The 13,773-nt window shown below is 60.4% G+C and carries 9 protein-coding genes and 2 tRNA genes; 9 read left to right on the top strand and 2 right to left on the bottom strand.

The genetic code is table 11. The annotated features are described in order from the left end of the window. Window positions 1–103: 103 nt before the first annotated feature. Both N5D61_RS14740 and N5D61_RS14735 read left to right on the top strand, forming a co-directional pair. The gene (locus N5D61_RS14740) at window positions 104–1,819 is read left to right on the top strand and encodes a proline--tRNA ligase (protein ID WP_279893359.1); all 1,716 of its coding nucleotides are present in this window, start codon (window positions 104–106) and stop codon (window positions 1,817–1,819) included. Window positions 1,820–1,893: 74 nt separating this feature from the next. Continuing rightward, window positions 1,894–2,850: a hypothetical protein gene (locus N5D61_RS14735; protein ID WP_279893358.1), complete on the top strand. Its 957-nt coding sequence runs from the start codon at window positions 1,894–1,896 to the stop codon at window positions 2,848–2,850. A gap of 9 nt (window positions 2,851–2,859) precedes the next feature. Here the strand turns inward: N5D61_RS14735 and dinB are convergent, their stop codons facing one another. After that, a complete protein-coding gene (dinB, locus tag N5D61_RS14730; protein WP_108235694.1) occupies window positions 2,860–3,918 on the bottom strand; it encodes a DNA polymerase IV in 1,059 nt (352 codons plus the stop codon). 227 nt (window positions 3,919–4,145) lie between these two features. On the opposite strand from dinB, the gene N5D61_RS14725 reads away from it, so the two are divergent. The 4 genes from N5D61_RS14725 (at window position 4,146) to N5D61_RS14710 (ending at window position 8,823) form a co-directional block, all read left to right on the top strand. Continuing rightward, window positions 4,146–4,222, top strand: a tRNA-Met gene (locus tag N5D61_RS14725). 236 nt (window positions 4,223–4,458) lie between these two features. Continuing rightward, window positions 4,459–4,535, top strand: a tRNA-Met gene (locus N5D61_RS14720). A 344-nt stretch (window positions 4,536–4,879) separates the two neighbouring features. Next, the gene (gene mprF / locus N5D61_RS14715; protein ID WP_279893357.1) at window positions 4,880–7,522 is read left to right on the top strand and encodes a bifunctional lysylphosphatidylglycerol flippase/synthetase MprF; all 2,643 of its coding nucleotides are present in this window, start codon (window positions 4,880–4,882) and stop codon (window positions 7,520–7,522) included. Next, window positions 7,522–8,823, top strand: a complete 1,302-nt coding sequence (locus tag N5D61_RS14710; RefSeq protein WP_108235697.1) for an AcvB/VirJ family lysyl-phosphatidylglycerol hydrolase — start codon at window positions 7,522–7,524, stop codon at window positions 8,821–8,823. The genes mprF and N5D61_RS14710 overlap by 1 nt, the downstream gene beginning before the upstream one ends. 130 nt (window positions 8,824–8,953) lie before the next feature. On the opposite strand, the gene N5D61_RS14705 is transcribed toward N5D61_RS14710, so the two are convergent. Next, entirely contained in the window at window positions 8,954–10,852 is a 1,899-nt protein-coding gene (locus N5D61_RS14705; protein ID WP_108235698.1) for a potassium transporter Kup, read from the bottom strand. A gap of 272 nt (window positions 10,853–11,124) precedes the next feature. Between N5D61_RS14705 and rimO the strand changes: the two genes are divergently transcribed. From rimO to N5D61_RS14690, 3 genes are all read left to right on the top strand, one after another. Continuing rightward, window positions 11,125–12,462 (top strand): 30S ribosomal protein S12 methylthiotransferase RimO, encoded by a 1,338-nt coding sequence (gene rimO / locus N5D61_RS14700; RefSeq protein WP_108235699.1) that lies wholly within the window; start codon window positions 11,125–11,127, stop codon window positions 12,460–12,462. A gap of 98 nt (window positions 12,463–12,560) precedes the next feature. Further along, window positions 12,561–13,016 carry a GNAT family N-acetyltransferase gene (locus N5D61_RS14695; RefSeq protein WP_108235700.1) on the top strand — a complete coding sequence of 152 codons (456 nt, stop codon included), beginning with the start codon at window positions 12,561–12,563 and terminating at the stop codon, window positions 13,014–13,016. Between the two features lie 31 nt (window positions 13,017–13,047). Beyond that, window positions 13,048–13,773: a 4'-phosphopantetheinyl transferase gene (locus N5D61_RS14690; protein ID WP_218565081.1), complete on the top strand. Its 726-nt coding sequence runs from the start codon at window positions 13,048–13,050 to the stop codon at window positions 13,771–13,773.

Here is a 13,773-nt window from a genome sequence, read left to right as displayed (position 1 = left end):
TATTCCGACACCCCTGAAGCCCTGAGCGGCCTGTACGCGACCGTATCACCCCCGTACAATGCCAGGTCATTTTCCCAGTCCCAGCAACCGACAACGGCCGACCATGCGTACCAGTCAATATTTGCTCGCCACATTAAAAGAAACGCCAAACGATGCGGTGGTGATCAGCCATCAGTTGATGCTTCGTGCCGGTATGATTCGCAAGCTCGCGTCCGGCCTCTACACCTGGCTGCCCCTGGGCCTGCGTGTTCTGCGCAAGGTCGAAGCCATCGTGCGCGAAGAAATGGACGCTGCCGGCGCGCTGGAAGTACTGATGCCGGGCATTCAACCGGCCGAGCTGTGGCAGGAATCCGGCCGCTGGGAGCAGTACGGCCCTGAGCTGCTGCGCCTGAAAGACCGCCATGACCGTGACTTCTGCGCGGGTCCGACCCATGAAGAAGTGATCACCGATCTGGCTCGCAATGAGCTGAGCAGCTATAAACAGCTGCCCATCAACATGTACCAGATCCAGACCAAATTCCGCGACGAAATCCGTCCCCGCTTCGGCCTGATGCGCGGTCGTGAATTCATCATGAAGGACGCCTACTCGTTCCATGCCACCCAGGAGTCCCTGCAGGAAACCTACGACCGCATGCACCAGGCGTACTGCAACGTGTTCACTCGCCTGGGCCTGAATTTCCGTCCCGTTGTCGCGGATAACGGCTCGATCGGGGGTGCGGGTTCTCACGAGTTCCACGTGCTGGCCGAGTCGGGTGAAGACGATATCGTGTTCAGCGACACCTCCGATTACGCCGCCAACATCGAGAAGGCCGAAGCAATTCCAAGGGAGCAGTCCCGCGCGGCCGCCACCGAAGACTTGCGTCTGGTCGACACACCGGATGCCAAGACCATTGCCGCACTGGTGGAGCAGTTCGGTCTGGCCATTGAAAAAACCGTCAAGACCCTGGTTGTGCACGCTGCCGAGGAAGGCAAGCTGATCGCACTGATCGTTCGTGGCGACCATGAGCTCAACGAAATCAAGGCGGCCAATCATCCTCTGGTAGCCAGCCCGCTGGTGATGGCCAGCGAAGCCGAACTGCGCGCTGCCATCGGTGCTGGTGCCGGGTCCCTCGGTCCGCTGAACCTGCCACTGCCCTGCATCATCGACCGCTCCGTCGAGCGCATGAGCGATTTCGCCATTGGCGCCAACATCGATGACAAGCACTATTTCGGCGTGAACTGGGAGCGTGATCTGCCCGTGCCTGAAGTCGCCGATCTGCGCAACGTGGTCGCAGGTGATCCGAGCCCGGATGGCCAAGGCACGCTGGTTATCAAGCGCGGGATCGAAGTGGGCCACATCTTTCAACTGGGCACCAAATACAGCGATGCAATGAAGTGCCAGGTGCTGGGCGAAAACGGCAAGCCGGTGACCCTCACCATGGGTTGCTATGGCATTGGTGTGTCGCGAGTGGTCGCCGCTGCCATCGAGCAGAACAACGACGGCAACGGCATCGTTTGGAGCGACGCGCTGGCGCCATTCCAGATTGCCTTGGTGCCTCTGCGCTACGAAACGGACGCCGTCCGCGAAGCCACCGATAAGCTTTACGCGGAACTGACGGCCTCCGGTTTCGAAGTATTGCTGGATGACCGCGACAAAAAAACCAGCCCCGGCATCAAGTTCGCTGACATGGAGTTGATCGGTATCCCTCACCGCATTGTGATCAGCGATCGCGGCCTGGCGGAAGGCGCACTGGAATACAAGAGCCGGACCGAGTCGGAGCCACAATCCTTGCCGCTGGCCGACGCCGTTTCGTTCATCAAAGGCCGGATCAAGCCCTGAGTCAGACGCGCGCCCGTATGATGCGGGCGCGCTCAGCCTCCGGCAGTACACTGCCCCCTGCGACAAGAGATCTCATGTTCAAGCGAAGTTCCTCTAGCCTCGCGAGCGCTGCGTTGTGCGGCAGCCTGCTCGTCAGTGGTTGCGCCAATCACCTGTCTCAACGCAGCGAGCATGAAGAGCGCGTTGACCGCAAACTGCTCGATCACAGCTTCCAGATCGATGTCGGAGAACCGAAAACCCTCGAGCTGCCTCAGCGTCGTGTCAGGATTCATGAGCTCAAGACATTCGACATCACCGAATACGACGTCACCCGCCATTACGATCGTTACACCCCCTACCAACCCTGGCGTGAAATCTATGAGATACCGCTGGGGGCGGTGGCCATCGTGGCGGGAGTGGGTGCCAACGTGGTCAACCTGCTGACCTTCGGCAGCTTGCCAGACAGCGTCACCAAGGACTGGCTGAGCTATGGCGTCGCTGGTATCAACCCGTTCATGAACGTGCCGTCCAATGGGCGCGCACAGCAAAACCTGGCAGGCATCGACGAGGTCCAGCACGATCACCGCATCGAACACACGAGCTTGCCATGGAGCGAAAGCCCGGTCGAAGTCACAGCCGGAAAAGAAACCAACGAGCTGAACACCGATCGCAACGGCGTGCTGAGAATCAACCTGCTGGACAGCCCGTTCGCCGAGCAGGACCTGACCCGCATCACCCGGTTGAACATTCGGGTGACCGATGATCAGAGCACCGTACAGGCCAGCACCGGCCTGCCGCTGAGTAAATCGTTACGAGGCAAGCTGATCGAAGCGCACGACCTGATCTACGACGATCTGGAAGACGACGACGTGAGCCAGTGGGTGCATCGGGTCAAACGGCTGTCGGAACTAGGCCTGGAAGAACAGGCCAGCGATCTGGAACAGTCCTTGATCGAGATGACCCGCAATGATCCGCAACTGCAGCATGAATTCCTGCGCGCGCTGGCAAAGGACGCGGGGCGGCTGGTCGCAGTGCCTGCGGGGAGTGATTGACAGGCACTGTCAAGGAAACAACTGGAGCTGTTCATGAGCGCCTCGCAGGTCATGCAGGCGCACCCCAACCCCTAGCAGGCGCACCGGCTTGCTCCCTCGGGCGAATGCCTGGGTCAGTAGCTGCTCGTAGCTGTCCAGATCCCTCCCCGCTCCCGCCTGTTCCAGGGTGGTCTGGGTGAAATCGTGGAATTTGACCTTCACGAACGGCTTGCCCGGCCGGTAATGGTTATCCATCCGCGCAATGCGCCCATTCAGGTTGTCGAGCAATGCAGGAAGCTTCTCAAGGCAGCTCGCCAGATCGGGAAGGTCCTTGTCGTAAGTGTTTTCTACACTGACTGACTGCCGACGGCTGTCGTTTTGCACAGGACGTTCGTCCACCCCATGGGCCAGATTCCACAGACGCTCGCCGAATGAGCCGAACTCTCGGACCAGCGACAGCCGGCTCCATTGCCTGAGGTCGGCGCAACTGATGACGCCCAGGCGACCGAGCTTGTCAGCCGTGACCTTGCCGACCCCGTGCAATTTGGAAACCGGCAGCTCGGCAACGAAGTCCTCTACTTGATCGGGCGTGATGACGAACAGCCCGTTGGGTTTGCGCCAATCACTGGCGATCTTCGCCAGAAACTTGTTCGGTGCGACCCCCGCCGAGACGGTGATATGCAACTGATTCGATACCCTTCGACGAATGTCCTGGGCGATGCGCGTTGCGCTGCCTGCAAAGTGGCCGCACTCGGACACGTCCAGGTAAGCCTCGTCCAGCGACAGTGGCTCGATCAGATCCGTGTAGTCCCGGAAAATGGTGTGGATTTCCTTAGAGGCTTCTTTATAAGCGTCCATCCGCGGCTTGACGATGGTCAGGTCCGGGCAGAGTGACAAGGCGTGCCGTGAAGACATCGCCGAGCGAACGCCATAAGCCCTTGCCTCATAGTTGCAGGTCGCGATCACCCCACGCCGATCCGCCGAGCCGCCCACGGCCAAGGGCTTTCCCGCCAGGTTCGGGTCGTCGCGCATCTCGATGGCGGCATAGAAGCAGTCACAGTCGATGTGGATGATTTTGCGCTGCAGCATGACCAAGCAATCGTAGGAAAACGGTTGAGCAGTATCTCACTCACGCCGACGTCTGACACTCTCCGTGCGACCGCTACGTCTATAAGGCGGGCGGCCCCGAACGCCTCATGGGCGTCCGCTAATGGCCCTCTGCGTCCTCTCCAACCCTAACCGTTTGAAGAAAAAAGGGTTTTTTCAACGATTTGCTTGACACCTCCTCGTTCCTCTGTAGAATGCCGCCTCACAGACGCGGGATGGAGCAGCCTGGTAGCTCGTCGGGCTCATAACCCGAAGGTCGTCGGTTCAAATCCGGCTCCCGCAACCAACATCAAAAAAGCCACTCAGATGAGTGGCTTTTTTGTGCGCGTGAAAATTGTTGGGGTCACACGGATGAAATATCTTTCATTAATGATGGCGCCCTGCCTTGCAGGTGGGCCTGACACAAAAGCCTTGTCAGACGTTGGGTTACGAGCGCCAACGCTGCGAGTGTTGTCATTTTGGCGTTCGTGACGTTAAAAGGTTGACACGCTGCCGTTGGGCTGTAGAATGCCGCCTCACAGACGCGGGATGGAGCAGCCTGGTAGCTCGTCGGGCTCATAACCCGAAGGTCGTCGGTTCAAATCCGGCTCCCGCAACCAAACGTCTGAAAAAAGGCTACTCGAAAGAGTGGCCTTTTTTTTGCCCGGATGAAAGCAGCGAACAGCTGGATGAAACGCTTGTCACAGTTTCTTGCCCGACTCCAGTGGTCTTGCATGGCTTGTTACCGTATGTTGCCGGGCGCGATAGTTTTTAGATCCGTGGTCGATACACTTGCCGAGCATCTGAACCTAGACTCTATGGTCACGAACGTATCGCCGGATTCGCCCCATCAGGCTATGCCCCTGTCCGACGTAGGCGATAACATCCTGAATTATTTTTGCGTAGGGATTGGTAACTTGGCTGTATACCCCCATCCTGTCGCGCACGATCCAAGGAGTGATTGATGCGCGCTAACCCACCCGACATCCAAGAAGCACTTCCGGAAATACCTCCGGCCCCCCCTGCCCGACCGCGCGCACGCGAACTGGTGAGCAAATACCGTCAGCCGATCGGGGTGGCGGTGACCATCATCCTGTTCGCCCTTGCGCTGATTGCCTGTCGGCACATGCTGACCGAGCTCGACATCTACGCCCTGCAGGACTCCTTACTGAGTGTCCCGCTTCCTTCTTTGGGTGGCGCATTGCTGGCGACGGTCATCGGCTTCACCATCCTGCTGGGTTACGAATGGTCTGCCAGCAAATACGCTAATGTCGAACTCCCCGCCAAGTCCTTGGTCATGGGCGGATTCTGCGCCTTCGCGATCGGCAATGCCGTCGGGCTGTCGATGCTGTCCGGGGGCTCCGTGCGTTACCGCCTGTACTCGCGACTGGGCCTGGGGGCAGGCGAAGTGGCCCATATGACCCTGTTCGCCAGCCTTTCGCTCGGTTGTGCGTTGCCGCCGCTCGCGGCGCTGGCCACCCTGAGCGACCTGCCTTCGGCGTCCCTCGCGCTGCACATGCCAGTGCCCGTACTGGCGACCATTGCGCTGGCGGTACTGGCGCTCAGCCTGATCCTCGGCATAGCCGTCTACCGTAGGCGCTTGCCTGAGCAGCCCCTTGCGCACAACCTGCTGGTGCGCGCCGGGCGTCGGACGATACGCTTGCCAGGCCTGCGCCTGACACTGATGCAACTGGTGATTACCGCACTGGACGTGGCTGCGGCTGCGGCAGTGCTTTATCTACTGCTGCCGTCCGCACCGCCCTTCGGCGCTTTCCTGCTGGTGTATCTGTTGGCGTTGGCCGCCGGCGTGCTCAGCCACGTCCCAGGCGGGGTCGGGGTCTTCGAAGCCATCCTGTTGACGGCCTTTGCCGATGAGTTGGGCGCCGCTCCGCTGGCTGCTGCGCTGCTGCTGTATCGCTTGATCTACGTGTTGCTGCCGCTTCTGGTTGCCTGCCTGGTGCTGCTGTTCAGCGAAGCGAAGCGCCTGCTGTTTGCCCGGCAGGCCATTCGTGTGGCGTCCGGCCTGGGTGCGCCGATTCTGGCCCTGCTGGTGTTCCTCTCCGGCGTGGTTCTGCTGTTTTCCGGGGCGACCCCTGAAATCGACACGAGGCTTGAAAACCTGGGCTTTTTGATTCCCCACCGGTTGATCGATGCGTCGCACTTTGGTGCCAGCCTCATCGGCGTGCTCTGCCTGCTGCTGGCGCAGGGCTTGCGTCGACGTCTTTCCGCGGCCTGGATGCTGACCACGATCCTGTTGTTCGCTGGCTCCATTCTGTCGATTCTCAAAGGGTTCGATTGGGAAGAGGCCAGCCTGCTGCTGCTCACCGCTTGCCTGCTGGCGATTTTCCGTCGCTCGTTCTATCGCCCAAGTCGTCTGCTGGAGCTGCCCTTCTCGCCGCTTTACCTGGTGGCCAGCGTCTGCGTTCTGGGAGCGTCGTTCTGGCTGCTGCTGTTCGCCTATCAGGACGTGCCCTACAGCCATCAGTTGTGGTGGCAATTCACGCTGGACGCCGACGCGCCACGTGGCCTGCGCTCCGCCTTGGGCAGCGCGGTGCTGCTGGTAATCGTGTCGTTGACCTGGCTATTGCGCACAGCGCGTCCCCAGATCGTCCTGCCAGACGAGGCCCAACTGGCCAAGGCTGCTGAAATCATCAAGGCTTCGAATCAACCGGACGGCGGGCTGGTGCTGACGGGAGACAAGGCGGTGTTGATGCACCCGGACGGCAACGCGTTCCTGATGTATGCCCATCGGGGTCGCAGCCTGGTGGCTTTGTATGACCCGATCGGTCCCACCCAGCAACGCGCCGAGCTGATCTGGCAATTCCGTGACCTGTGCGACGTGCACCATGCGCGCCCTGTCTTCTATCAGGTCCGTGCCGAGAACCTGCCGTTCTACATGGACATCGGCCTGACGGCGATCAAACTGGGCGAAGAGGCGCGGGTGAACCTGAACACCTTCGACATCGACGCCAAAGGCAAGGAAATGAAAGACCTGCGCTACACCTGGAACCGAGGTGGTCGCGACGGTCTGTCACTGGAGATCTACGAGGTCGGTCAGGCACCGATGGACGAGTTGAAGGTGATCTCCGATGCCTGGTTGACCGGCAAAAACGTGCGCGAGAAAGGTTTCTCTCTGGGTCGCTTCAGCCTGGACTATCTCAAGCACTTCCGCATCGCGATCGTGCATTTCCAAGGCAAGCCGGTGGCGTTCTCCAACCTGTTGGAAACCTCGCGCAACGACATTGCCAGCCTCGACCTGATGCGTTCCCACCCGGATGCGCCGAAGTTGACCATGGAATTCATGATGGTCGGCTTGATTTTGCATTACAAAAAGGAAGGTTACAGCCGCTTCAGCCTGGGCATGGTGCCGTTGTCGGGTCTGCAACCCCGGCGTGGTGCCCCACTGACCCAACGCCTGGGTTCGATGGTCTTCACCCGCGGCGAGCAGCTTTACAACTTCCAGGGACTGCGTCGCTTCAAGGACAAATTCCAGCCTGACTGGGAACCTCGTTATATGGCCGTGCCCGCCGGACTGGATCCGTTGGTGGCGCTGGCAGACACCGCCGCCCTGATTGCGGGCGGCCTGACTGGATTGGTGAAACGCTGATGATTCAACGCTACTGGCGCTTTTTACTCGCAGCCCTGGTCATTCTGGTCGTGGCATTGGGATTCTGGCTGTGGAACCGCCCCGCCGCACAACCGACACTTGAACGCATGACCTTGGATGATGGGTCCGCCTTGATCCGCGCAACGCCCTCGACGAAGGTCAAGACACGCGTGGCGCTGGCCGTGACCACCGAAGATTCCCTGACCGAGAAGCAAGTGCTGGCGCTGAGCTACGATGCGTCCGCCCAAGTGATTCAGGTCGTTCTGCCCAAGGACGACTGCCAACTGCAGCAAAAGGCGTTCAACGCCGCGCTGCAAAAGCTCGACGGCACACCCGACGTCGTCGCAGGGATCAGCGCAGGCGGCTCGGTTGCCTGGGACTGGCTGGCCGGGCAAGGCAACGACAAGGCCCAAGCCATTTCGGTGAATTTCGTGCTCAATCAACCGGATTGCAAAGTCCCGGCCCCAAAAAGCGCCGCTCATGGCAAATGGACCGTCGCCTGGAACGACGGACCGGATGATGAGACTGCCGTATTCGTGCGTGACACCCCGAATGCCGAAACCAAGATCAGCGACTACGACATCAAGTACCCACAGATCCTGAACACCGAAGTGCGTCATTTGCTGATCGCGGACGACGCCAACGGCGGGCTGAATATCCCTGTGGTGGAAGTCCCGTCGAGCCAGCCTTCCGATACCGTGACCCTGTTCCTCTCCGGGGATGGCGGCTGGCGTGACCTGGACAAGGACGTCGCCGGCGACATGGCGAAGTCGGGCGGCTACCCCGTGGTCGGCATCGACACCCTGCGCTATTACTGGGAGCACAAATCACCCGAGCAGACCGCCAGCGACCTCAGTGAGTTGATGGCCCATTACCGGCAGAAATGGGGCGCCAAGCATTTCGTGCTCGCCGGCTACTCGTTCGGTGCCGACGTGCTCCCTGCGGTCTACAACCGCCTGCCAGAAGAAGACAAGGCGCGTGTCGACGGCATCATCCTTCTTGCCTTCGCGCGCAGTGGCAGCTTTGAAATTGCCGTAGAAGGCTGGCTCGGGGCGTCCGGCAAGGAAGCGGCCACCGGTCCGGAAATGGCCAAACTGCCGGCGGACAAAGTGTTCTGCGTGTATGGCGTGGAAGAAAAAGACGAAAGCGGCTGCACCGAAGCCACGGCGCCCGGCCAGAAGCTGCAATTGCCAGGTGGCCATCACTTCGACGAAAACTACCCATCGCTGGCCAAACGCTTGATCGCGGTCATCGACAAGTGGAAAGGCAAGGAAGCGCCAGAATCGGCCAGCGCCGAGTAAACCTCGGGCCATAAAAAATCCCCGCCATCGTGAGACGGCGGGGATTTTTTATGTGCGGCTTTCACCCTCTTTTGGAGCAATCAGGCCGCGCGCTCATGGCCGCGGCCAGCCTATATGGGGTGAAACCTCGTTACATCTCCACCTGCGTTCCCAGTTCGATCACGCGGTTATACGGCAGCTTGAAGAAGCGCAGGTTGCCGTTGGCGTTCTTCAACATGAAGGCGAACAGCCCTTCCCGCCAGCGGGCCATGCCGGCCAGTTTCGTGGAAACCACCGTCTCACGGCTCAGGAAGTAGGTCGTGCGCATGGGGCTGAAATCCAGGTCGGGCAGGTGACAGAGTTTCAGGGCTGCCGGAACGTCCGGCTCATCGATGAAGCCGAAATGGAGAATCACCCGGAAGAACCCTTCGCCGTATGCCTCGACTTCGAAACGCTGGGCGGTGGGCACGCGAGGTGTGTCTTCATAGACCACGGTCAACAGCACCACCTGTTCGTGCAGCACCTGGTTGTGCAGTAGGTTATGCAGCAGTGCATGGGGCACCGCATCCGGTCGCGCGGTCAGGAACACCGCCGTACCCTGTACACGGTGAGGCGGTTGCACGCGAATGCTGCCAATGAAGATCGGCAGCGGCAGCCCGCCTTCGTCGATACGATCGACCAGCAATTGTTTGCCGCGCTTCCAGGTCGTCATCAGGATGAACAGCGCGATGCCGGCCAGGAACGGGAACGCACCGCCTTGTATCACTTTCGGTACGTTGGCCGCGAAGAACAGGCCATCGACGAAGAGGCAGCCCACCAGGATCGGCACCGCGACAAGGGGTGGCCACTTCCATCCGAGCAACATCACCGCGGCCACCAGGATGGTGGTGCACAGCATGGTCCCGGTCACCGCAACGCCATAGGCTGACGCCAGTGCGCCGGACGATTCGAACCCCAATACCAGCAGAATCACCCCGACCATCAGCGACCAGTTCACCGCACCGATGTAAATCTGGCCTTGAGCGTCGCTGGAGGTGTGCTGGATGTACATACGCGGGATGTAACCCAACTGGATAGCCTGGAGCGTCATGGAGAATGCGCCGGAGATCACGGCCTGAGAGGCGATAATGGTAGCCAGCGTAGAGAGACCGATCAGCGGCAGCAGCGCCCAGCCTGGGGCCAGCAGATAGAAGGGGTTGCGAACGGCTTCAGGGTCTTCGATCACCAGCGCCCCTTGGCCGAAGTAGTTGAGCACCAGCGCAGGCAGGACCAGGCCGAACCAGGCGCGGGAAATCGGCTTGCGACCGAAATGGCCCATGTCGGCGTACAGCGCTTCGGCACCGGTCAACGCCAGTACCACGGCCCCCAGTACCGCAACACCGATGCCTGGATGGTCGATGAAGAATCGCACCGCCCAGACTGGATTGACCGCGTGCAGCACCTCAGGCTGTTGCACGATGCCATGAATACCCAACACGCCAAGTGTGACGAACCACAGCACCATGATCGGCCCGAACATGACACCGATGCGCGCCGTGCCGTGCCGCTGGATCAGGAACAGTGCCACCAGCACGATCAACGCGATCGGCACCACCCAGTGATCCAGTCCGTCGAAGGCCAGTTCCATGCCTTCAATGGCTGACAGCACCGAAATGGCGGGGGTGATCATACTGTCCCCGTAAAACAGCGCCGCACCGAACAGCCCGAAGACGATCATCGTCGCCTGCAGCTTCGGAAATTTTGCCGAGGCCCTCCGCGCCAGCGCCATGAGGGCCATGATGCCGCCCTCCCCGTCGTTGTCGGCACGCAGCACCAGCGCCATGTATTTGAATGACACGACCCAGACCAGCGCCCAGAAAATCAGCGACAGGATGCCCAGCACCGCGTCGTGTCCGGCCTGCACACCATAACCGCCAAGAAACACCTCTTTGATCGTGTACAGCGGGCTGGTGCCGATGTCGCCATAGGCAACACCGACCGCTCCCACCAGCAAACTCAAAGGTTTCACTGAAGACTGCCCGGCGTCTGCCTGGCTCGTTGCGTGACCCATTTACCACTCCTGAAACCATGACTCGAGCACGCGACAAGCGGCTGTCCGATTGACCTGCCGCCTGCCGGTTAATTCCGAGGTACCCGGACAACCAAGGGGGGCCGGGTTCAACGCCGCGAAGCATAGCGCAGCACTCGTCGTAATTCTCGGCATAACGCTGGTCAATCGCGACGCTCATCGCTAGAATTGCGCACTTTTTGATCAGAGGCGCCCCAAACGCCCAGTCGATGCCCAGGCCAACGGCCCCGGCATACCTACACCGAGGTTAGTCAATGTCCACCGTCACCACGCCTGCCGCCCCCAAGGTCGGCTTTGTCAGCCTCGGATGCCCGAAGGCTTTGGTCGATTCCGAGCGCATCCTCACGCAGTTGCGCATGGAAGGCTATCAGGTCGTGCCGACCTACGAAGATGCCGATGTGGTGGTGGTCAACACCTGCGGTTTCATTGACAGCGCCAAGGCCGAATCGCTGGACACCATCGGCGAAGCCATCGCTGAAAACGGCAAGGTCATCGTCACCGGCTGCATGGGCGTGGATGAAAGCGTCATCCGCAATGTGCACCCCAGCGTGCTGGCGGTGACGGGGCCGCAGCAATATGAGCAGGTGGTCAACGCGGTCCATGACGCCGCGCCGCCGAAGGTCGACCACAACCCGCTGATCGATCTGGTACCGCCGCAAGGTGTCAAGCTGACACCGCGCCACTATGCCTATCTGAAGATTTCCGAAGGCTGCAATCACAGCTGCAGCTTCTGCATCATCCCGTCGATGCGCGGCAAGCTGGTCAGCCGTCCAGTGGGCGATGTGCTCGATGAAGCCCAGCGCCTGGTCAAGGCCGGGGTGAAAGAACTGCTGGTCATCTCCCAGGACACCAGCGCCTACGGCGTCGACGTCAAGTACCGTACCGGTTTCTGGAACGGCCAGCCGGTCAAGACGCGCATGACCGAACTTTGCGTGGCCCTGAGTTCGCTGGGCGTGTGGGTGCGCATGCACTACGTCTACCCTTACCCGCACGTGGACGAGATCATTCCGTTGATGGCCGAAGGCAAGATCCTGCCGTACCTGGACATCCCGTTCCAGCATGCCAGCCCGAAAGTCCTGAAGCTCATGAAGCGCCCGGCCTTCGAAGACAAGACGCTGGCGCGGATCAAGAAGTGGCGCGAACAGTGCCCGGATCTGATCATCCGCTCGACCTTCATCGTCGGCTTCCCTGGCGAAACCGAAGAGGATTTCCAGTACCTGCTGGACTGGCTGACCGAAGCACAGTTGGATCGTGTTGGCTGCTTCCAGTACTCGCCGGTCGAAGGTGCGCCCGCTAACCTGCTGGACGCCCCCGTGGTGCCAGACGATGTGAAGCAAGACCGCTGGGACCGTTTCATGGCCCATCAACAGGCCATCAGCGCCGCGCGGCTGCAAATGAAGATCGGCAAGGAAATCGAGGTACTGATCGACGAAGTGGATGAGCAAGGCTTCGTAGGTCGCTCGTTCTTCGACGCGCCAGAAATCGACGGCAATGTGTTCGTGGAAAGTGATCGCGATCTCAAGCCAGGCGACAAGATCCTGTGCCGTGTGGTCGATGCCGACGAATACGATCTGTGGGCCGAGCCGGTCTGAAGACGCTTCCCCTCAAACCCCGCCAGTCCCACGGCGGGGTTTGTTTTTCCGGCTATCGTCTCCATATCAGGACCTCGATAAAAAGGAGAAGAGGCGACATGACCCACCCCTCGGTCATCTACCTGCCAAAAAAGCATGACTACGCCGAACTGACCCGCGTCTGGGAAGCCTCGGTACGGGCAACCCACGACTTCCTGCCGGAAAACTACATCACCCTGCTCAGAAACCTGCTCGAAACCCAGTACCTGGATGCAGTAACCCTTTTTTGCACGCGCGATTCCCAGTTGCGCATCACAGGCTTCGGCGGCATCAGCCCCGGCAAGCTGGAAATGCTCTTCATCGCACCGGACTGCCGAGGCAAAGGCCTGGGCAAAAAATTACTCGACCACGCGATCGAACACTATCGCATCCGAGAGCTGGACGTTAACGAGCAAAACCCCCAGGCCCTTGGGTTCTATCAAAAGCAGGGTTTCGAAATCGTGGGACGTTCGAAAGTAGATGGCCTGGGACGCCCCTACCCGATGCTGCGCATGAAGCTTAAATCGGCACGCTGACGGCCATCTTCACTCACGTACAATGCCGACCATGACCCATCCAATGACACTCCCCCGCTGCTGTCCGAGTCTGATCGCCCATTGGCCGCTGCCCCAGGCGCTGGCGAATGTGGTGCTGGTCGGCAGTGCGTTCGACCCGCACAAGTTGGTGGACGGTGATTTCCAGCGATGCCTGATCGAGCCGCCGCCCAGCATTCAACGCTCGGTCGCCAAGCGTCAGACCGAGTACCTCGCCGGCCGCCTGTGCGCGCGGGAAGCCATGCGCCTGCTTGACGATCGTCATCACGTGCCGCTCATTGGGGAAGACCGTGCCCCCGTCTGGCCGGCCGATCTGTGCGGTTCGATCACCCACACGGCGGGCTGGGCTGCCGCGATCGTGGCCAACACCCTCCATTGGCGCGGGTTAGGGATCGATGCCGAACAACTGATGAGCAGTGAAAGGGCCTCACGCCTGGCCGGCGAAATCCTCACCGCGGAGGAACTGCAGCGCATGGCGGCAGGGCCGGAGCACAGGATGGCCCTGCATGTCACGCTGACGTTTTCCTTGAAGGAGGCGCTGTTCAAGGCCCTCTACCCCCTCGTGCGCACCCGTTTCTATTTCGAACATGCCGAAGTAGTGGACTGGTCTGAGGACGGTAGCGCGGTGTTGCGGCTGAAGATCGATCTGTCGGAGGAGTGGCACAGCGGCAGGGAGTTGCCCGCGCAGTTCAGCCTGAGGGACGGGCAATTGCTGAGCCTGGTGAGTATTGCGGCATGA

It is taken from the genome of Pseudomonas sp. GD03842 (assembly GCF_029841165.1).
Taxonomy (GTDB): Bacteria; Pseudomonadota; Gammaproteobacteria; order Pseudomonadales; family Pseudomonadaceae; genus Aquipseudomonas.
Note: the sequence above shows the minus strand (reverse complement) of the source record. Positions and strands in the feature narration are given on the sequence as shown.